The organism is Psychrobacter sp. NZS113 (assembly GCF_015864825.1).
GTDB lineage: Bacteria > Pseudomonadota > Gammaproteobacteria > Pseudomonadales > Moraxellaceae > Psychrobacter.
Genome location: NZ_JADYWL010000001.1, coordinates 537252 through 557301, shown reverse-complemented (window position 1 = coordinate 557301; position 20050 = coordinate 537252). Strand labels below are relative to the sequence as shown.

The 20050-nt window shown below is 42.7% G+C and carries 17 protein-coding genes; 5 read left to right on the top strand and 12 right to left on the bottom strand.

Features of this window, described 5'->3' with window-relative positions:
• The first annotated feature begins 320 nt into the window (after window positions 1–320).
• Window positions 321–1301 carry an Hsp33 family molecular chaperone HslO gene (locus I6E61_RS02350; protein WP_197129132.1) on the top strand — a complete coding sequence of 327 codons (981 nt, stop codon included), beginning with the start codon at window positions 321–323 and terminating at the stop codon, window positions 1299–1301.
• A 134-nt stretch (window positions 1302–1435) separates the two neighbouring features.
• Here the strand turns inward: I6E61_RS02350 and I6E61_RS02345 are convergent, their stop codons facing one another.
• The 10 genes from I6E61_RS02345 to I6E61_RS02300 all read right to left on the bottom strand — a co-directional run bounded on the left by I6E61_RS02345 (window position 1436) and on the right by I6E61_RS02300 (window position 13565).
• The gene (locus I6E61_RS02345; RefSeq protein WP_227685629.1) at window positions 1436–2959 is read right to left on the bottom strand and encodes a GPI inositol-deacylase; all 1524 of its coding nucleotides are present in this window, start codon (window positions 2957–2959) and stop codon (window positions 1436–1438) included.
• A 369-nt stretch (window positions 2960–3328) separates the two neighbouring features.
• Window positions 3329–5545 carry a PhoX family phosphatase gene (locus I6E61_RS02340; RefSeq protein WP_197129129.1) on the bottom strand — a complete coding sequence of 739 codons (2217 nt, stop codon included), beginning with the start codon at window positions 5543–5545 and terminating at the stop codon, window positions 3329–3331.
• Window positions 5546–5889: 344 nt separating this feature from the next.
• Entirely contained in the window at window positions 5890–6543 is a 654-nt protein-coding gene (locus I6E61_RS02335) for a fumarylacetoacetate hydrolase family protein (RefSeq protein ID WP_197129126.1), read from the bottom strand.
• A gap of 108 nt (window positions 6544–6651) precedes the next feature.
• The gene (locus tag I6E61_RS02330; protein ID WP_194195956.1) at window positions 6652–7377 is read right to left on the bottom strand and encodes an ABC transporter permease; all 726 of its coding nucleotides are present in this window, start codon (window positions 7375–7377) and stop codon (window positions 6652–6654) included.
• A 13-nt stretch (window positions 7378–7390) separates the two neighbouring features.
• Window positions 7391–8125, bottom strand: coding sequence for an ABC transporter permease (locus tag I6E61_RS02325; protein WP_194195957.1), 735 nt, complete (start codon window positions 8123–8125; stop codon window positions 7391–7393).
• Between the two features lie 498 nt (window positions 8126–8623).
• Window positions 8624–9550 carry an ABC transporter substrate-binding protein gene (locus tag I6E61_RS02320; protein ID WP_197129123.1) on the bottom strand — a complete coding sequence of 309 codons (927 nt, stop codon included), beginning with the start codon at window positions 9548–9550 and terminating at the stop codon, window positions 8624–8626.
• A gap of 323 nt (window positions 9551–9873) precedes the next feature.
• Window positions 9874–10770, bottom strand: a complete 897-nt coding sequence (locus tag I6E61_RS02315) for a transporter substrate-binding domain-containing protein (protein ID WP_197129120.1) — start codon at window positions 10768–10770, stop codon at window positions 9874–9876.
• Window positions 10771–10844: 74 nt separating this feature from the next.
• Complete coding sequence (locus I6E61_RS02310) at window positions 10845–11645, bottom strand: transporter substrate-binding domain-containing protein (protein WP_197129117.1); 801 nt, start codon at window positions 11643–11645, stop codon at window positions 10845–10847.
• A gap of 370 nt (window positions 11646–12015) precedes the next feature.
• Window positions 12016–12813, bottom strand: a complete 798-nt coding sequence (locus I6E61_RS02305; RefSeq protein WP_110921791.1) for an ABC transporter ATP-binding protein — start codon at window positions 12811–12813, stop codon at window positions 12016–12018.
• Window positions 12814–13247: 434 nt separating this feature from the next.
• Complete coding sequence (locus I6E61_RS02300; RefSeq protein WP_197129114.1) at window positions 13248–13565, bottom strand: hypothetical protein; 318 nt, start codon at window positions 13563–13565, stop codon at window positions 13248–13250.
• A gap of 432 nt (window positions 13566–13997) precedes the next feature.
• Between I6E61_RS02300 and I6E61_RS02295 the strand changes: the two genes are divergently transcribed.
• The 4 genes from I6E61_RS02295 (at window position 13998) to I6E61_RS02280 (ending at window position 17968) form a co-directional block, all read left to right on the top strand.
• A complete protein-coding gene (locus tag I6E61_RS02295; protein ID WP_197129111.1) occupies window positions 13998–15299 on the top strand; it encodes a glutamate-5-semialdehyde dehydrogenase in 1302 nt (433 codons plus the stop codon).
• A gap of 163 nt (window positions 15300–15462) precedes the next feature.
• Window positions 15463–16245, top strand: a complete 783-nt coding sequence (locus I6E61_RS14270; protein ID WP_197129108.1) for a ribonuclease domain-containing protein — start codon at window positions 15463–15465, stop codon at window positions 16243–16245.
• 1 nt (window position 16246) lies between these two features.
• Window positions 16247–16603: a barstar family protein gene (locus tag I6E61_RS02285; protein ID WP_197129100.1), complete on the top strand. Its 357-nt coding sequence runs from the start codon at window positions 16247–16249 to the stop codon at window positions 16601–16603.
• A 90-nt stretch (window positions 16604–16693) separates the two neighbouring features.
• Window positions 16694–17968, top strand: a complete 1275-nt coding sequence (locus I6E61_RS02280) for a sodium/glutamate symporter (protein WP_197129097.1) — start codon at window positions 16694–16696, stop codon at window positions 17966–17968.
• Between the two features lie 115 nt (window positions 17969–18083).
• On the opposite strand, the gene I6E61_RS02275 is transcribed toward I6E61_RS02280, so the two are convergent.
• Complete coding sequence (locus tag I6E61_RS02275) at window positions 18084–19169, bottom strand: ImmA/IrrE family metallo-endopeptidase (RefSeq protein WP_197129094.1); 1086 nt, start codon at window positions 19167–19169, stop codon at window positions 18084–18086.
• Window positions 19147–19830: a hypothetical protein gene (locus I6E61_RS02270; protein WP_197129091.1), complete on the bottom strand. Its 684-nt coding sequence runs from the start codon at window positions 19828–19830 to the stop codon at window positions 19147–19149. The genes I6E61_RS02275 and I6E61_RS02270 overlap by 23 nt, the downstream gene beginning before the upstream one ends.
• Window positions 19831–20050: the final 220 nt, after the last annotated feature.

Here is a 20050-nt window from a genome sequence, read left to right as displayed (position 1 = left end):
TTTAATGCTGGTAGTAAACTTTTTTAGTAAAGGATTCATTTTTCCATATATGTACGTTTCAGCAGGTGCTTACCACCTCACCGCTTTCATATACCTATAGGCATCTTGGTCAAGACAATTAATTTTTCACAGATTCATCCTAGCATTATGCTATACAGATAAGACCTACGAGTGGCTTTCTTATAACAAAACTGGGTAGAGTTGGTGATATTTAAGCTGATGACAAACCACAAATATATGCAAACAGTACGGGAGAAATGATTGATAAATCACGATGAATCCCCATAAAGCAAACAACTTCTTAATACTACACATGACCTATGACACAAGACACTCAAGCCCCAAATACGGATAGCCAAGCCGCTAGCAACCACCATGACAACGACGTGCGCCAACGCTTCTTTATCGAAGACTCTCCCGTACGTGGTGACGTGGTGCGCCTATCACGCAGCTACGCGAGCACGATTGCACAAAAGCCTTATCCCGAAGCCATCAAACGCTTATTGGGTGAAATGCTGACCGCTGCCAGTTTGCTCATCAGTACCGTTAAAATAAATGGTCGTTTGTCCATTCAACTACAGTCATCAGACAGCAACAGCTTGCTCAACTGGGCAATGGCAGAGTGCGATCAAAACGGTGTCATCCGCGCGCTTGCCAGCTGGAAAGCTGAAACGGATGAGCAAGTACAAGCGTGGGACAATATGATCCATGCCAAGGAAGCCTTTGCTGAGCTAGGCGAACCTGGACAAGGCGTATTGTTTATTAATATTCAGCCTGAAGGTGGCGAGCCGTATCAAGGTATCGTTGAGCGTAGCCATGACAATTTGGCTGACTGCTTGGCGCATTACCAAAAGCAATCTGCACAGATTCCAACGTTGATTAATTTGGCGTCTGATGGCCTACAAGCGGGTGGTATATTGGTACAGATGCTACCTCGTACTGCTGCAGAGACTTATGAAGTTGAGCAAAACGAAGATGCTGGTATCGATGATGACTTATGGATACGTCTGTCTGTATTAACGCGTACGGTCAAGGCAGAAGAGCTGACAACCCTCGATGCTAACGAGATTTTGTATCGCTTATACCATGAAGAAAATATCGTCGCACCTGAACCTGCGCCGTTATCATTCGGTTGTACCTGCTCACGCGAAAAATGTGAGATGGCCATCGAGCAAGTTGGCGAAGCAGAGGCATTAGACATCGTAGAAGAGCAAGGCGGCACGTTTGAGATGGATTGTGGATTCTGCGGTGAAGTCTATAAGTTCAATAAAGATGATGTGGCAGCAATATTTGCTGAGTAAGTTTTCTTTATGAGTATAAGTTAGTGTTTATAAAAAAACCCTCAAGCGTGATGCTTGAGGGTTTTTGTTTTATACTTAGTCTTCAAAATACTGGTATTCATAATGCTAATAACAGCCAAAAAACTCAAAATCTTTTACACCGCCACATCCCAACTCCTAGGATAAGAATATATCCGAGGTTCACCCATATAATCGCGCTGTCCATTATCCAGTAACCACGCGACCACTTGCTCACGTACTCTTCTACTATGAATTAAATTGATATGACTTACGCCATAAAATACCGCTTTATGACCATCTGGCACAAACAGCGCATGCTCACTATCATCTTCACCTAGCGCAGAGGCTACTGAGACCAAACCGTCACCTAATAAATCTGTCATCTTAGACTCATAATGCGTCTCGACCAGAGCACTGGCGACAAAGTAGGTTTTGATACCACTGGGCAAACCGGTAGGATGGCGAAAGTCTTGCGGCAACACACTGCGACCTTCTAAAGACTTCCAATCGACATCACGAATACTACCGTGGCGCAAATCAATAATACCAGCACTGCGCATGTCACCAAGCTTGGCAAGCGAACCAGCAAAAGGCAGTTTTCCGATAATTTCTTGCACGTAATTACCAATACGTTCTAGCACTGCACCATGATGTGGCGAGCCTAGCGTGATGAGATTACTAACGCGCTTCACCCAATCTAGATGGTCTTGTTCACCATAAAACAACGCGCTACGAGAGACTAAGCCACCCATACTATGACCGACCAAATCTATCTGACTGATATTAGGATGACTATCGACCAAATCTTGTAGTATCTGGCAAAATTTACGACCACTGTGCGAGATACGTCGACCCGTATTATAATCCAGATATAACACAGTGCTATTAGGCTGGCTGTTCTCGATCGCATCGCCTAAACCATTAGAATCTTGAGATTGCCAACTCAAATAACTCATGCATAGACCGTGACACAGGATGACGACACGTCCCGAAAGCTCTTTATGCTTTGACTCATCATGTTCTGATAGTGCTTCATCTAACGGTATACCTTCGCTATCGTATAGCATCATCGGCACGGCCAGTGGATTTTTATTATTGACAAGATGGTCACCCATGACGCCATTCAGTACATTCACTAATTTTTTTAATGAATCTGGCAATGGCTGAACTTTTTTCTGCATCACGATGTGTTGATATACTCTTAACACAGATGCCAGATTATTACCCACCATCAGCATGACCTGCCGTATCGTGCCATAAATACGCCCAGTGATACCCCGCTGCCAATTGTTTATATGATTTTTATTGAAACGACCCAAAGGTCGCAAAATAACTTCGCGATGAATGGCTTCTACAATATCAGTCACTTCTACTACACCCGTGGTAGCAAGCTGTGCCAATCCTTCAAAAAATTCAGCCAAAGCAACTGGCTTTACCGTCGTTTCATGCCCCTCATCTGCCAATAGCTTAACTAACTCATCCACATCAATGGCTTCGAGTTGATCTATCTGCTCATACACATGGCTGTGTACTGGTATATCACTCTCTGAGGCAAAATGTGCTTCGAGCTCATGACGAACACGAGCGTTACTACCGGTATTGCCATGGCTCATACGGTCATTATAAAAACCATCTGGACTATTCATAATGTTGTTCATAGCACTCATTGTATTGACACATTCAGCAGAAAGGTAAGTGTCTATACTAGTCTTTAAATAGCGTAAATAGAAGAAATCATTGGATTTTGAAGTGTATTAATTGTTAGGAAATATTGTGGGAAAGTATCGATAGACAGTTGATGTTGCTTGTCTTTTTTTAATATAGCCAGCAAACTGCTAAACCGCTACAGTGTTACCTTCTCTAGAGGTACTACTCGTACAATCTGCAGTCGGCTGCCTTGTACCCATTTTAGAGTTCTTTGATTATGCTGTACCCAAACAAAAAAACCTCAAGCCATCGCTTGAGGTTTTTTTGGTAAAACGCTTAGTTATTTATGTCTATCACCAGCTCGATATGGCACGAATGATTTACGAGAACGATTCTGCCAGTATCACATCACCATCATTTTTAGTAATCATAACCGTAGCAGATCGTGGCGTGCTACCACCTTTGACAGCGCCCCAAGCATTACCAGGATGTTGAATATTAATAAATAAGGTTTTAAAATCTGGGGTCATGGTGATGCCTGTCACCTCACAGCCTTCAGGACCGACAAAGAAACGCTTAAGAGTATCATCAGTCGCTGCCGATCCTATACGAGTTTGTTGCCCTGTCGAGGCTGTTTTAACTGATCCATCATTCACTTTACCTGGCAATGCTGCCAATAGCATGCAGTTGGTCGTGTCTGTATATGCACCATCATCTGTTTGAATCCACAATACGCCGCGTGGATCAAAAAACAAACCGTCTGGTGAAGACAAATCATTATTGGCATTCAATCCAGATAAGTTTTCTGCAGACTTGTCACTAGGGGACGCAAATAGGTAGATATCCCACTCAAAACTGGTTGCAGCATGGTCGCCATTTGTTTCGACCCAGCGGATGATATGACCATTATCATTACCAGCGGCTTTACCGTTCACATTATAACTGCGAGGATTACTGGCTGATACAGGCTGATCGTCATCGACGCCGCGATTTTTATTATTGGTCAAAGTTACATATACTTCGCCAGTAATGGGGCTGACAGATACCCATTCAGGGCGATCCATCTTAGTAGCACCCAACACATCGGCAGCTGCACGCGCAAAGACTAGTACGTCATCTTGACCATTAAACGGCAATACACTGTTGGTATTGTCCAATCCATTTTGACCATAAACCAACGGCTGCCATGTACCACTGCCATCTTCATTAAAGATTGCCGTGTACAGCGTACCTTCGTTCATGTATTTGTCACCCGCTTTTAGGCCACCACCGATATCGCTTTTAGACCACTTAGCTTTTGACACGAACTTATAAATATACTCACCACGTGAGTCATCACCCATATAAAACACAACAGGGCGACCTTGCTTAACAGGTGCAAACGCACAGTTTTCATGAGCGAAACGACCCAAAGCTGTACGCTTTTGAGGCATGGAATTTTTATCAAACGGGTCGATTTCGGTGATATAGCCAAAGGTATTAAACGCATTACGGTAATCATCAATGGCTGTTTTACCTGCAACGGTCATATTCCAGCGTGTAAATTCATCTGGCATGGTAGCCTCTGCCGCTTTTGGTGTATGCCACAAGTAACCCCACGTAGCATGGTCTTCTTTTGCGCCATAACGCTCGCGGCCATAATTTTGGGCAGCACTTAATTGGCTGGCGTCTTTACCACGCGCGAACACCCCTAAGAAATTCTCTTCGGTGGTCAAATAAGTACCCCAAGGCGACAATCCTGCCCCGCAGTTGTTATTGATGCCACGTGTCTTCACGCCAGTAGGGTCAAATTTAGTTTTGACCAAATCAGATCCTGCAACAGGGCCAGTGAGCTGTGATGGCGTACTACTAGTGATGCGGCGGTTGTATTTAGAGTCTCGAACCATCTCGTAACCCTTACCACTAGCGCGGCGCTTCATCTCAACCACCGCCACCCCATGACAATTCACCTCGCGGCGCACATCAGTGGCACGGCGAACTTCTTGAAAAATAGGCTCAGCACTGCTGTCTTTTTTCACATCATAGCCAAATGGACTTAATTCGGCGCTGTTCACGTATTCATGATTCATGACTAGCAAGCCGCTTTCAGAGGCTTTGACATCGTAATTATTACCTGTTTTGCCAAAAAACCACATGCCATCATGATTGTCACCCATGCGCCAATCAAATGATTCAGCAGATTGCTCACGGTTGTCTTTCCAGTCCTCGATACCTGACATGAGCGGTGTGCCCAGTGGCAATATCATTTCTGCCTTGTAGCCGTCAGCCACGCTCATTTCTGCTGCGGTCGAATGCGCCACGGCAGTGAACTTTAATGTTTCTGGGCGGCTTCGATCACCGTGTGCTGGTACAGCGGCATCATCACCACTACGGATAGTCATGGTGCTATTGGCGTCTTTAGTATGACCAACCAGTGGCAATGTACCAAAGAAAGCGGCAGCGGTTAATCCTGTACCGCCTTTCAATAAACTGCGGCGGTTCAAGCGACGACTGATAATGGTTTGAAAATCCATATTATTAGTAGGATTAGAATCTTCAACGACTTCATGAGCGAGATTTTGCTTATCATTTATTTGATTGTTGTTTGATAGGGTCATTATCAGTCACCTTGCTATTCGGCTGGATTGTCATAAAAAGAGTAGTGGCACCGTGGTTAGTGGTACCAAAAAAACATGAAGTAGCCGCTATCTTACTCAGCATTTATGACAATACGTTGAATATTAGATGACGGTTTGATGACACCGTCATAATGGTATGACCCTAATCACAAACATTTAATAATAAAAAGTGAAGAAAAAATTTGAATAATAGGTCAGGTATTTTCGGTAATCCCATTTGATAGTAATATTTTATCCATGATATAAAACAAAAAATCCCAAGTCATGACTTGGGATTTTTTGATAGCAGGCGTGTATTGAAAGGTTGCATTTTAAAGAGGCAGTTACTCTACTACTGCTTGCCACTCATGAGCGCCGAGTTTTAGTTTTAATGCATCACCTGCGTGCAATATGCCAACACCGCTTGGGGTACCAGTCATAATCACATCGCCTGCTTGTAGGCTAAAAGCATGACTGATTTCGACCAGTAAATCATATACTGGAAACAGCATCAAGGCACTGTCACCATCCTGCGTCAGCGTATCGTTTATATACAACTGATACTCTACGTGACTGAAATCACCGAAAGCCTCTGGGTCGATCCAATCTGCTAACACACACGCACCATCAAAGCATTTTGAGCGCTCCCACGGCTGGCCTTTTTCTTTAAGTTTACTTTGCAAATCGCGTAACGTTAAGTCCAACCCAATTGTCACACCACCAATCGCTTGCTTGGCTTGCTCAATAGTAGCCGCAGATAGGTCTGCTGATAACTGAATACACAGCTCTGCCTCATAGTGTGTATCACCATAGGTTTCGGAGTTTGGACGCAGAACGGTTTGGTTGGTCGAGTGATGAGCAATGGTCACCACTGATGAAGCAGGCTTCATAAATAATATAGGCGTTTTAGGTACTTCGTTGCCCAGTTCGTGGGCATGCGCGGCATAGTTTCGGCCAACGCAAACCACTTTACCAATCGCAGTAGATGACTGACTCATAATAGCTCTCACAATAATTATTATTGTTGACAGTTATAAGCCTTTCACACAAAGATATCAATAGCCATTACGTGCAAAAAACAGTAAATATAGAGTTTACTTTAGAACCTATGGAATCGTACTGGTCATCACATCTGGTGGTACATAACTTGTGTGGCGATTCATTCTTTTTTCAAACAATCTAAAGCTAAATAAAATCACCCATGACAACAGCAGATACACAATACCAGCGGCAAAGAACAATTCCATCAAGGTATAAGTACGTGCACTAATCGTACGCGCAACACCTGTTATATCCATCAAGGCAATGGTAGATGCCAATGCACTGCCCTTGAGCATAAAGATGACTTCGTTACTGTAGGCTGGAATCACTATCCCAAAGGCACGAGGCAACGTAATACGCGTGAGCTTCTGCCACTTTGACATACCAATCGCATCAGCGGCTTCTAATTCACCAACTGGAATGGTCTGAATGGCACCGCGAATGATTTCTGCCAAATAAGCACTGGTATTTAGAGTGAAAGCAATAATGGCACACCAATACGCTTGGCTAAGTACAGGTTCCCATAAAAACGACTCACGTACTGCTTCGAACTGACCCAAACCATAATAAATCAAAAATATCTGTACCAGTAGCGGCGTACCACGGAAAAAGAAGATATAAGAAAAGGGTAATATTTGTACCAGCCAGCTCTTGGACAAGCGTAGCTGCGCTAAAATTAAACCAAAAAATAGGCCAATAATACCGGAGACAACGACCAGCTGTGCGGTCAACACAGCGCCTTCTAATAGCTCAGGAATATTATCGAAAATGACCTGCCAATTCCAATCCATAGTATCTCTCCCCTTATCCTATGGTCGATTGACGATGAGTGGACTGACGGCTCAGCTTTTTAGCATAGCGTGCTGCTGGATTGGCGCGCCATTCAAGCCACATCATAAAGCCAGTAATCAACATGGTCAGACCCAAATAAATAATCGCTGCTGCCATATAAAAAGTAAAGGGCTGCTGCGTTGATTGAGCGGCACGTGATGACTGATACATAATGTCCTTGAGACCCACGACCGATACCAATGCGGTATCTTTGAGTAAGACCAAAAACAAATTGCCCAATCCTGGCAACGCAATCTGCCAAACTTGTGGCAAAGTGATGCGATAAAACGTCTGAAAAGGACGCATACCAATCGCTTGCGCCGCTTCACGTTGACCGATGGGAATCTCTTGAATCGACATACGAAAGATTTCAGTCGCATAAGCGCCAAAAGCAATCGATAGCGCCATGACGCCACCCCAAAAAGCACTAATCTCAACATATTCGTTATAGCCGAATTTTTTGAGAATCGTCATCAGCAGTATCGAGCCGCCATAATAGATGAACAGCACCAATAGCAACTCAGGAATACCACGCATCGTCGCCGTATATACCGTCGCAAGCTTACGTAGCAGCCAGACATTAGACAGCTTAGCGGTCGCACCAAGCAAGCCCAAAGCCATACCAATAATTAAACTGGTCACGGCAAGCTTGATGGTGACGGTAGCGCCGCTCAGTAGTAGCGCGCCAAATCCTTGTAAATCAAACACAATTATCCACTCTGTCTCTTTATATTAGCAATTTGCAAAATATGAGTTAAAAGAATCAGCATCAATAGCTGAGCGCTGCTAATAATCGTATTTTATACCAAATGGGCATTTTGCGTCATATATTGACGACAAAATCATACGAAAACTGCTGCGAAAATTGACACGGTAGAAATGAGGGCTGATTTTATCATATTCACTGCAAGCTATGTTAATACTCACAGGTAAAAGCAGTGCCTAAATAGGCACTTATCTTCTTAAAAGCGAGTCAAATCAGGGCTGTTTTTATAAACCAAGCAGTCAACATAGCTAATATCCAACTATTTTTTAGAAAAAAAGAAGGGTACTACCATTAAGGTAATACCCTTCTTACTGATTAAATCAAACACTGGCTGATGAGACATAACCATTTAAACGGTTGTTAATTCAGATTATGGCTACGCGCTCAGTAGCGTATTTAGCGAGTTACTGAACAAGTCACTGAGCAAATCACGGAACAAGCTACTTAGTTTGCTCGGCAGGTTCTGCTACCGTATCAGTCTCAGTTGCTTTTGTAGCGCTGGTCTCTGGTACCGCAAAATACTTGTTATTGATATCATCATAAGTGCCGTTTGCTTTGATATTGGCCAACGCCTGACTTATCTTCGCTTGTAGCTCGTCACCTGGGCGAACCGCGATGGCAAAGTTGTCATTGATATCAATCTCTTCACCTTTGAGCGCATACTGACTGCCTGATGTTGAACCAAGCCACTCTAGCGCTGGCAATTTATCAGACACCATCGCATCAACACGGTTTGAGCCCAAGTCCAAAAATGCATTACTGAGCGTATCATATAGCTTCATATCAGCGTCTGGATACGCCTTTTCAAACCACTGCGAAGAGATAGTCGAGCGCTGAGCAGCGATAGAGTTTGCATTGATATCACTGCTATTACTAGGATCAAAACTGCTGTCTTTTTTGGCTAAAAAAACCAACGTATTGCTAAAGTATGGCTCGGTAAAACTGACTTGTTGCTCACGCTCAGGAGTGACTGACATAGCCGCCACAATCGCATCATACTTACCCGCTTTTAGACCAGGAATAATACCGTCCCAATCTTGCGCCGTAATTTCACAAGTCATTTTCATATCGGCACAGAGCGCATTGGCAATATCTACATCAAAACCGCCAAGGGTACCATCAGTATTGGTATAGTTAAAAGGAGCGTAAGCGCCCTCAGTACCAATTCGTAGCACCTCACCCGTCGTTTCTGCATCAGCAGTCACTTGAGTGGCATCATCATTCGCATCATCTTGACCATTACTACAGCCTGCCAAAGTTAAAAGCGCAGCCATCGTCACTAAAGGCACTGAAAATCGTCGTGCCTTTATACCATTGATAACTGATGCATTCGTGACTGCATTGTGTTGGTCAAAATGGTTGTTCATGATCATCCTTGGGGTTTGTTGATAGAAATATTGCTCACCGCTACCGATTCACGGCGCTATTGTTCACGGTACTGTATTTGTTCACGATACTATTGCTCACGATACTATTGCTCACGATACTATTGTTCACGGTACTGTATTTGTTCACGGTACTGTATTTGTTCACGGTACTGTATTTGTTCACGGTACTGTATTTGTTCACGATACTATTGTTCGCAGTACTATGACCTCACCCTTATATCAGCTAAGGATAGTGATAAACGGTGAGACACATCAGTAGTCGCTTGCGGCTGTTTTTCTTTAGTAATTATTTTCTTCAGTAATTATTTTTCTTCAGCAGCCATCGCATCAGCTGGAGCTTCTTCGACACTATCAGTTGTTGCTACTGCTTTTTGCGCGGCAGCCGTTGAGCTAGTACCGAAATAGCTACCTGTGATCTGATCATAGGTACCATTGTCTTTTAGCTCAGCCAATGCCGCATTGAATTTTGCGACTAATGGATCGCCCTTACGGAACGCGATACCCATCGCATCATCATCGGTACTGATTTCCTGACCTTTGACTTCATAGTCTTTACCAGCGTCTGTTTTTAGCCAGTCGATACCCGTTACTTTATCAGACATCATGCCGCGTACACGACCCGAAGTCAGGTCTAGATAGGCATTGTCTTGAGTGTCATATAGCTTGATATCAGCATCTGCATGCTCGTCTTGTAGATACTGCGACGCCACGGTTGAGCGCTGTGAAGCGATTGGTAGATCTTTTAGCGACTCAACGCTTAAATCATCACCTTTTTTACCAATAAGGATAATACCGCTATGGAAATACGGGTCACTAAAATCAACAACTTCTTTACGCTCAGGCGTGATGGACATACCAGCGATGATTGCATCAAATTTCTGTGCATTTAGGCCCGGAATTAGACCATCCCAATCTTGAGAAATAACTTCACACTCAGCTTTCATTTGCGCACATAACGCATCGACCAGTTCAATCTCATAACCGATCAGTTTGCCATCAGCATCGGTATAACTAAATGGCTTATAGCTCGATTCTGTCGCAATTTTGATATTCAAAGGCGCATCGCTAGCCGTATCAGCTTCCGCACTTTCTGCTGGTGCTGAGCTATTGTTACAACCTGCCAGCATAAGCATTGCAGCGCTTAGTGGAGCCAGCCACAATGCTTTTTTACCCATTAATGATGTCATTGAATTTGTCATTCTCGTTGTTCCTTAATATAGTTACTAGCCGGTAGTCACTCATGACTGATGTATGGAAGCTCATTCATTAAAGCTTATTGACCAAAGTTCGCCTGCTCAAGACGAGCCAGTTCACCGTTGCTACGGATTTCACTTAAGGCTTTATCAAAATCAGCTTTGAGTGCATCATCTTTACGGACAGCAATGGCAATATTGTCATTGTTATCAATTTCATCGCCAACGATACCGAAGCCTTCAGCATTATCCGTTAACCATGCTTTAGCAGAAACTTTTTCAGCCAATACCGCATCACTACGACCAGATTTTAGATCCAAGTAAGCATTGTCATAGTTGTCATATAACTGCACGGTATTGCCGTCTTTGCCTTCATAGTTATCTTGTAGATAAGCGCCAGGCGTGGTTGAACGTTGACCACCAAGGGTTAAATCTTTGATCGACATAGGGTCGAAACCACCAGCACTATCTGTCAGCCATACCATGGTGTTGGCAAAGTAAGGCTCGCTGAAGTCTACTTTCTCTTGGCGTTCAGGAGTAATCGACATACCTGCGATAACGGCATCATATTTTTGTGCCAATAGACCTGGAATAATACCATCCCAATCCTGAGCCACAATTTCACACTTAGCTTGCATTTGATCACACAAGGCATTGGCAACATCGATATCAAAACCTGCTAAAGTGCCGTCAGCGTTGGTATAGTTAAAAGGAGGATAAGCACCTTCGGTAGCGATACGAATGGTCTTGCCAGCCGTTTCTGCTGCAGGGGCGTCAGCATTGGTATCGGCGGCTTCGTTAGAGGATTGACCACAAGCGCTCAACATTAATGCTGCAGTAACGGTCATCGACGACCACAATAGGCGAGAATTCGACATCATACATTCCTTAAATTCTGATGGGTTTTTAATGTAGGGTTCTGATATTTTGTTCTCTGACGTCCCTGTCAGACAAGCAATATAGACAGCAAAATAAACAAGCAGCCGTCATAGATAGCTACTCGTAAGCCTTTTGATAATACCTGAGTAAAATATCAAAAACAAACGTTTTGCATACCGACTGTCATTAACGAGTAATAAACGGCTAACGATACTTACTAATCCGTAATTTTCTATTTAAAACGACAATAGGATGGTAAGAAGCTTACCATCCTATTATTTTGAGTAAAGAATCAGGGCTGTGAGAAGTCAAAAATATACGCAACTGATTATTTGAGACGATAACTATTCAATGCTTAGTTTTGATAAATACTTAGTTTTGACGATGTGACGCCATAAAGTCTTTGACACGCTCAGAGGTAGGGTTGTCAAAGACTTGCTCAGGGGTGCCAATTTCTTCAATCACACCTTGATGTAAAAACACCACTTTGCTTGATACTTCACGGGCAAAGCGCATCTCATGCGTGACGATGAGCATCGTGCGGCCTTCTTCTGCCAGCTCACGCATCACAGCGAGCACTTCATTGACCAATTCAGGATCTAGAGCAGAGGTTGGCTCATCGAACAGTAACACTTGCGGCTGCATAGCCAATGCGCGTGCGATAGCCACACGTTGGCGTTGACCACCAGACAAGTTCGCTGGATACGCATCTTTTTTATCAAGTAGACCCACTTTATCTAGCAGCTTTTCAGCATCGCTAATGGCTTGGTCTTTTTTGATTTTTAGGACCTGTGTGGGCCCCTCGATGATGTTTTGCAAAATCGTTTTGTGTGGCCACAAGTTAAAGTTCTGAAAGACAAAACCCACACGCGCACGCAAGCGTTCTAATTGCTTGATTTCTGCTGCTTGCAACTCACCTGACTTAGCAGGCTTTAGCATGAGTTCATCGTTACCAATGATGATACGACCTTGATTGGGCTTTTCGAGCAAGTTAATGCAGCGCAATAAGGTGGATTTACCTGAGCCAGATGAGCCCAAAATTGAGATAACATCACCATCATATGCGGTAAGGGACACCCCTTTTAGCACTGCCAATGAGCCATAGCTTTTATGGATGTCTTGTAAATCTAGGGCGATAGGCCGAGTCGGATTTTTTTCAATATCAAGCATGGTTCAGCAGACTTCCAATAAATATGAATGAAAATACGTAAAAAATCGTGGTATGGAGTATAAGTATCAACCCTAATAAGGTCGTGATACGCTTATAACTCGTCATACAAAGAGAAAAAGTGACACATTGTCTCTTATTACACAGTAAAAAGGCAAATCCTGCGTTTAAGCAATCTGCCACTCAGCATTTATAAACCACTGAATAGCTGACATAAAAAAGCTCAGACTGCATTTGCAGTGCTGAGCCTTATTTTATCACTTTCACGTACTAGGCGTTGTTTTATCTGTTTACCCACTTTCAATATCTAATGTGGATAAGTGATAGCTGCTTAGTATGTCACAAATCAGTATGTCCAAACTCAGTACGTCGAGACTTAGCATGTCAAAACTTAACACGTCAAAACCTAGCATACCAAAACTTAGCACGTTAAAAATCAGTACGTCGAAACATGCTCTTCACTTTCAGTACCGTCTAACATCTCTGTATCATCGGCAGTTGCTACCGCTACATCGTCATTATCGCCCACTGCCATGCCATCATCAGCGCTAGCAACTGCAATATCATCACCATTACCTGCACTAGCCGCATCTTCCTCTACTGCTGTCTGTGCATCAGCCACTGGCTCAGTTTCCATAGGAGCCTCATCTTTTTTACCACAGGCACTCAACGTCAATGCAGCTGCCACTAGCCCTATTGTTAACCAGTTTTTAGCCATTCCATTTTTTTCGATAGTATCATTTGTAGTAGCCATAATAATGCTCCGCTCGTTATAGTTAATGCTTAGCTATCAATAAAAATCATCTGATTAATAGCGTTGTATTGATATTCTTAAAAATACCAGTCTTAGCACTTACTATACTGACGATCGATCGTCGCTACCTTAGTACTTACAACGCAGTTCTGTTAAAACCATGTAACGATGTATTTGATTTTTAACCAACCTTTAACAGTAGCCATGTTAAAAATGTATGTGAATAAAATAAGAAGAGCATCAAGACAGTGCTCATAAACGCTTTATAAAACGGGCGCTGTTCACAAAATCAACTTTACTATCGACCTCATCTGCTCTATGTTAAATAGCATAATGCTGGATAAGCATTCAAATGTCACTTTTTGCCAAACTTTCGCCTTTTTGGGCGCTTTCATCTGTTTAAAACATTTATAGCCATAAGGAAAATAATTTATGAGTCAATCGAATACCACAGACATTACCGCATACATGCAATCTGTTGGCAAGCACGCACGCGCAGCCTCACGCGCCCTCGCTGCTGCCAATACTGGTGATAAGAACGCTGCCCTCATGGCCATTCATGATGTATTAAAAGCCGCCAAGCCAGATATTTTAGCGGCCAATAAGATCGATATGGACAATGGTCGAAACAACGATTTGGATGCCGCATTGCTTGATCGTCTGGAGCTAAATGATGCGCGCTTTGATGGCATGCTACAAGGTCTAAAAGACGTGGCATCGTTGCCAGACCCTATCGGTGAAGTCACTGATATGACCTATCAGCCATCAGGGATTCATTTGGGTAAAATGCGTGTACCACTTGGTGTGGTCGGTATGATTTATGAGTCGCGTCCCAATGTCACGTTAGAGGCGGCTTCACTGGCATTAAAGTCAGGAAACGCCATTATTCTACGTGGTGGCTCTGAAGCTTTTGAGTCTAACCAAGCGATCGCCAAATGTATCTTAGAAGGTCTAGAGAAAGTCAATCTATCTGGACATAGCGTGCAGGTACTACAAACCACTGATCGCGCCGCTGTCGGTGAGCTCATCACCATGACTGACTATGTCGACGTCATCGTACCACGTGGCGGCAAAGGACTGATTGAACGTATCAGCCGTGATGCCCGTGTGCCTGTGATTAAGCATTTAGACGGTAACTGTCACACCTTTATTGACAGTGATGCAGATGCCGACATCGCTATCAAAGTCAGCGTCAATGCAAAAACGCATCGCTACGGTACGTGTAATACCATGGAGACACTACTGGTCGATGAGTCAGTCGCCGATGAGCTATTGCCAAAAATTGCTGAAGCTATCATCGCTGCTGACGATGCCATGCAACTGCGTCTTGATGACAAATCGCAAGCCATACTAAATGACAATGCTGCACTTAAAGGTCATCTATCTGCAGCGACTGCCGAAGACTGGGATACCGAATACCTAGCCCCTATCCTAGCGGTAAAAGTATTGTCAGGTATTGACGAAGCGATTGAGCATATCAATACGCATGGCAGTCATCATACTGATGTCATCATTACGGATAACTATACCAAGTCGCAACGTTTTATTCGTGAAGTCGACTCTGCCAGCGTCATGATTAATGCCTCTAGCCGTTTTGCCGATGGTTTTGAATATGGATTGGGTGCCGAAATTGGTATCTCAACGGATAAGATTCATGCTCGGGGTCCTGTAGGCCTAGAAGGTCTAACTTCACAAAAATGGATCGTGTATGGTCACGGTGAGACGCGCGCTTAACGGATAGCGTCTTAACCTAGCACTTATCTGCTTACTTACCGTATAATCCACAAAAAACGTCAGCTCCATTGCTGGCGTTTTTTATTAGGGATAAATAAGTTATATAGGCGGCGCAACCGTAAGTTTGCACCATAACACAAACATGCGATAGGAAAGTAGACTCATGCAGAGTGGTGAAATCAAACACTGGAATTCAGATAAAGGCTATGGCTTTATTGATGTCGACGATCAAAGTGAAGACGTATTTTTTCATATTAGCAAAGCGCGAATGCCGCAGCCGATAACGGTCGGACAAAAAGTCTACTTCAATAGTGAACGTAATGACAAAAATCAGTTGAGAGCAACCGAAGTAACTCCTGCTTCGCTCAGCATTCAAGAAAGTGGAAATACAGATACCCCCAAGAGCACGTCGTCATACAATGCCAATCAGAACGACGCTAGGCAGAACAACTCTAATAATAATAATGCTAGCCGAAAAAATACTGGTCGCAATACTAGAAACCAGCGTCAAAATAAAAAAAGCCCGCTGTCTACCTTGTTTAGTCTCATCGCCATTATCGCGGTCGCGTTTTACTTCTTTGATGATTTACAGTCTACTTTCTTTGCTGGTAGCGCAGAACCTACAACGATACCTCAAACGTACTCTGACAACTCAAATCCAGCATCTAACTCTGCCGTAACGGGTGATGCGCAAATAGATCAGACCATCATGCTGATCAAGCAAGGCGGGCCATTTCCCTACCCTAATAAAGATGGAACGACTTTTTATAATCGTGAAGGACAGCTACCAACGCAGTCGAAAGGCTACTATCGTGAATATACCGTGCCGACCCCTGGCATCTCCCATCGCGGTGCAAGGCGTATCGTCACAGGTGGCAACCCACCAACTGTCTATTACTTAACCGTTGACCACTATGATAGCTTTCGCAGACTGGACGTAAAATAATATGAGCCAAGCCATACATTATATAGACAAGAATAGTAACCAAAACGCTACAGCACTAGATGCTAGCATTCCGACACAGGCTGTTACCATAGCGGTGGACGAAGTACTAAATAAAACCACGTTATTAACAAATCTGGCCAATGCCTGTGATTTTCCCAGTTATTTTTCACACAACTGGGATAGTGCGTGGGATTGCTTAACAGATAGCGAAGTAACACATCTGATATTAGATCTAACATCGGTGAAAAAAATAGACACGGAAGATTTTAATGTCTTCAAAAGCATCATAGAAGATGCCTACACAGATTTTGGCAAGCCGCAGTTATGGGTAGTCATGCCGTCTACGGGTGACGCCTAGCCGATAAATCATCAAACAAGCCTGAATTCGGGATAAAGCCATATTTATCCCAAATTCAGGTTAATTTATTTTTAAAGAAAGGATTAACCTATGGAAATTACCTTAAATGGCTATTACACCCTAATCTTTGCCACCTTGGTATTGTTGCTTGGACGATTTTTGGTCAAAAAAGTGAAGTTTTTAGAAGACTTTAATATTCCAGAACCGGTCGCAGGTGGTTTGATTGCTGCAGTCATTGTGTATGCCCTTAACTTTATTTGGGGCTACAGCTTTAATTTTCATCAAGGGTTACAAGCAGCCACCATGCTGATGTTCTTTGCTTCTATCGGTCTGAGTGCTGATTTTGGTCGATTGAAAGCAGGTGGTACACCATTACTGATTTTCACCATTGTGGTGTCGGTCTTTATTATATTGCAAGACGTGGTGGGCGTGACAATGGCAAGCGCCCTAGGGTTGGACCCATTGCTCGGACTCGTCACAGGCTCTATCGCTCTCACGGGCGGGCATGGTACAGCCGGTGCATGGGGTGCTGTATTAGAGCAAGAGTATGGTGTGGTGGGCGCAACTACCCTCGGCATTGCAGTGGCTACCTATGGCTTGGTAGCAGGTGGTATCGTTGGTGGTCCTGTGGCACGTCGATTAATCAATAAACTTGGTCTAAAACCCGCACCCGCCAATGCTAACCCAAGTGATGTTGAAAAAGTGGCAGGTGCACAGTCGTTATACAGTACCAAGCACAGTGAAAAAGAAGCTGGCGATAATCAGGAGATGTTTGAAAAGCCCGATAACATTCGCCTGATTACCGCATCATCGACCATCGAAACTTTAGCACTATTTGCTGGTGCTCTAGCATTTGCTGATTTAATGACCATCGTTGCTGAAGGTACCTCATTTGAGCTACCTACCTTTGTATGGGCATTGGCAGGCGGTGTGATTCTGCGTAATTCATTAACGATGATTTTTAACTTTGATATGTTTGACCGTGCGATTGATGTGATTGGTAATGCGTCATTAAGCCTATTCTTAGCCATGGCTCTGTTATCATTAAAACTGTGGGAGCTAACAGATTTGGCAGGTCCAGTACTGATTATATTGCTGGTACAGACTTTTGTGATGATTTTATACGTTTACTTTGTCACCTTTAAAGTGATGGGTAAAAACTACGATGCTGCAGTGCTATCGGCAGGTCATTGCGGTTTTGGTATGGGTGCAACGCCAACAGCAATTGCCAATATGCAGGCCGTCACTGATCGCTATCTGCCCTCGCCTAAGGCATTTTTGATTGTACCGATGGTTGGTGCATTTTTCGTTGATATCGTTAATGCAACAGTCTTGCAGATATTTACGAAATTGCCGTTTATGTAGGCTACTTAGTAAAAAATTAGACTGAGTTGATGTGAATAAGCCCTGATTATATTTCTATAATCGGGGCTTTATTTTGTGCAATGATAATAATACTAATTAGAGTATTGTTCGTGTATTAGCGCGCTATAAGACTTGGCATAAACATTAAATTGGTTACTTCATCTAGAGGTAATTTCAATTCTTTAGCAAAGGATTTTATGCCCAAACCTTCCTTAGCTAACACTGGCATTATCTTTTCAAATATTAAAGATTTTTCTCTAGGAATAGGCTGAGGCTCTTTCTTTCTATACCCTCTTATTGAAGCTTCTTCCATAAGTTTTCTATACTGCCATTCTGTAATAAGATTAACTTTATGTAGTCTAAATATTAGGCTAACAGCGGATACTGACCACCTGCTTTTTAGTTCAATGATATCCTCTATAGTTATATAGTTAGGAATAGCATTTGCAACACTTGCCTTTGGCATCAAAAATGCAGAAGCAAAATTATCAGCTTCCTGTTCAGCAACTCGACTAGGAGATAATGAAACGTCAATAGGGTCATCGAAAGGTGAAGCATGCTTGTGCAGCAGTAAATGTCCTAATTCGTGGGCAGCATCAAACCGACTACGTTCTGCTGACTTCCTATTATTAAGAAAAATAAATGGCAAGCCATCTTTCCAAAAAGAAAAAGCGTCAACATCTAAGGTATTTTCTGACAACGAAAAGACACGAACACCTTTAGATTCCAATAGATGTATCAAATTACCTATCTTTTTACTTCCAAGCGCCCAATGCTCTCTGATTGTCTCTGCTGCTACCTCAGGATCATAACCTCTTAAATCTATAAAATCTTGTTTAGGAAGTTCAAAATTGTCTTGTATATAACTATTAACGATGAGACTAAGTCGTCCAGCAGATATAGCAGCATCTCTTTGTGCAGCTGTCATTTTACTTAATGCACGAAATGAAACCGTCTCAGTAGATATTTCATCAATATCATCTTCAAAGAAGAACTGTGCAGGATAACTGAGAACTTGCGATATTTTCTTCAAAGACTCACTAGAAGGCGGGTTGTTAATACCATCTTTCTCGTATTTAGATATAGTTTTTGAAGACAACCCTGTTCGCTCAGCAAGTTTTCTATATGTCATCTTGCGTCTTAGTCTTGCAACTTTAAATCTATCAGGATTAAACTCTTTATCCACTCTTTCTAGGCACATCAAAATCAATCCCTACAGTTGTGTCTTCTTCACTTTTCACGGATATAAGTTTAGGCTTATTCGAAATATCAATAGGTGACAAAATAATTCGCTTTTTATAGCCAGAAATAATTCTATTCTCTATCTTTGTAGGTAGTAATAATTCAAATCTAATTTCTTCCTTCTTCTCGTCAATATGAAAAAGAAGCAACCATGTTTGATTTGGATCAGCAGATTCTTCAGTAATAGCGTTTGCGTCAAACAGGTCATCACAAGAAGTGAACAAATCCAAATTATCACTCATCAGAATGTTATAGCCCGAACCTTTTTGATTCTTAGGCTTTGGCTCTTTATCTTTGATACCAGTATTCTTATTGCCTGAATTAACAATAATTGTAATTTTTCTCAGTGGACTTTTGATACCTTCAATGCCATTACTCTCGAAAGGCGTCCCCCAACCATGTTCTAACGCCTTTAGCCTTAACTCCTTTACAGCATAATTCCAAGCATTGTATCCTGCTGCTGATTTTGTAGAAAAATCATTATCTTCGCGTTGGTAAGCTCTAAATGCTGCATCTACTGCCTTCGCAAACACTTCATAAGGAAGACCAATTTTCTTGAAATCACTATCATCCTTAGGCTCACCTGACTGGGTGATATGTTCAATTTTATAAGCGTGCATTCTTCTTCCTTTATCAATACTAGTTCCACTATTTTAACCTCAAATGAGGGGGAAAAACAAGAACTAACTGCTTTTTAAGTGTGTACGCATGCAACTACTAAATACAGAATATATATTTAAAAAAATTTTACATAAGTAATAAAAAACTACTAGCACAAGCTAAGCGATTTTTCGTTTAACTAGCACGTAATCAGAGCTAGCCAAAACAGTACAGATTCAA

Bases quoted from the DNA above. Each gene is read 5' to 3' on its own strand.
- I6E61_RS02330 (WP_194195956.1), bottom strand. From the start codon at position 7,377: ATGGATTGGAATTGGCAGGTCATTTTCGATAATATTCCTGAGCTATTA.
- I6E61_RS14270 (WP_197129108.1), top strand. From the start codon at position 15,463: ATGCAGAGTGGTGAAATCAAACACTGGAATTCAGATAAAGGCTATGGC.
- I6E61_RS02270 (WP_197129091.1), bottom strand. From the start codon at position 19,830: ATGCACGCTTATAAAATTGAACATATCACCCAGTCAGGTGAGCCTAAG.
- I6E61_RS02300 (WP_197129114.1), bottom strand. From the start codon at position 13,565: ATGGCTACTACAAATGATACTATCGAAAAAAATGGAATGGCTAAAAAC.
- I6E61_RS02305 (WP_110921791.1), bottom strand. From the start codon at position 12,813: ATGCTTGATATTGAAAAAAATCCGACTCGGCCTATCGCCCTAGATTTA.
- I6E61_RS02315 (WP_197129120.1), bottom strand. From the start codon at position 10,770: ATGACAAATTCAATGACATCATTAATGGGTAAAAAAGCATTGTGGCTG.
- I6E61_RS02310 (WP_197129117.1), bottom strand. From the start codon at position 11,645: ATGATGTCGAATTCTCGCCTATTGTGGTCGTCGATGACCGTTACTGCA.
- I6E61_RS02340 (WP_197129129.1), bottom strand. From the start codon at position 5,545: ATGACCCTATCAAACAACAATCAAATAAATGATAAGCAAAATCTCGCT.
- I6E61_RS02345 (WP_227685629.1), bottom strand. From the start codon at position 2,959: ATGAACAACATTATGAATAGTCCAGATGGTTTTTATAATGACCGTATG.
- I6E61_RS02280 (WP_197129097.1), top strand. From the start codon at position 16,694: ATGGAAATTACCTTAAATGGCTATTACACCCTAATCTTTGCCACCTTG.
- I6E61_RS02295 (WP_197129111.1), top strand. From the start codon at position 13,998: ATGAGTCAATCGAATACCACAGACATTACCGCATACATGCAATCTGTT.
- I6E61_RS02285 (WP_197129100.1), top strand. From the start codon at position 16,247: ATGAGCCAAGCCATACATTATATAGACAAGAATAGTAACCAAAACGCT.
- I6E61_RS02350 (WP_197129132.1), top strand. From the start codon at position 321: ATGACACAAGACACTCAAGCCCCAAATACGGATAGCCAAGCCGCTAGC.
- I6E61_RS02275 (WP_197129094.1), bottom strand. From the start codon at position 19,169: ATGTGCCTAGAAAGAGTGGATAAAGAGTTTAATCCTGATAGATTTAAA.
- I6E61_RS02335 (WP_197129126.1), bottom strand. From the start codon at position 6,543: ATGAGTCAGTCATCTACTGCGATTGGTAAAGTGGTTTGCGTTGGCCGA.
- I6E61_RS02320 (WP_197129123.1), bottom strand. From the start codon at position 9,550: ATGAACAACCATTTTGACCAACACAATGCAGTCACGAATGCATCAGTT.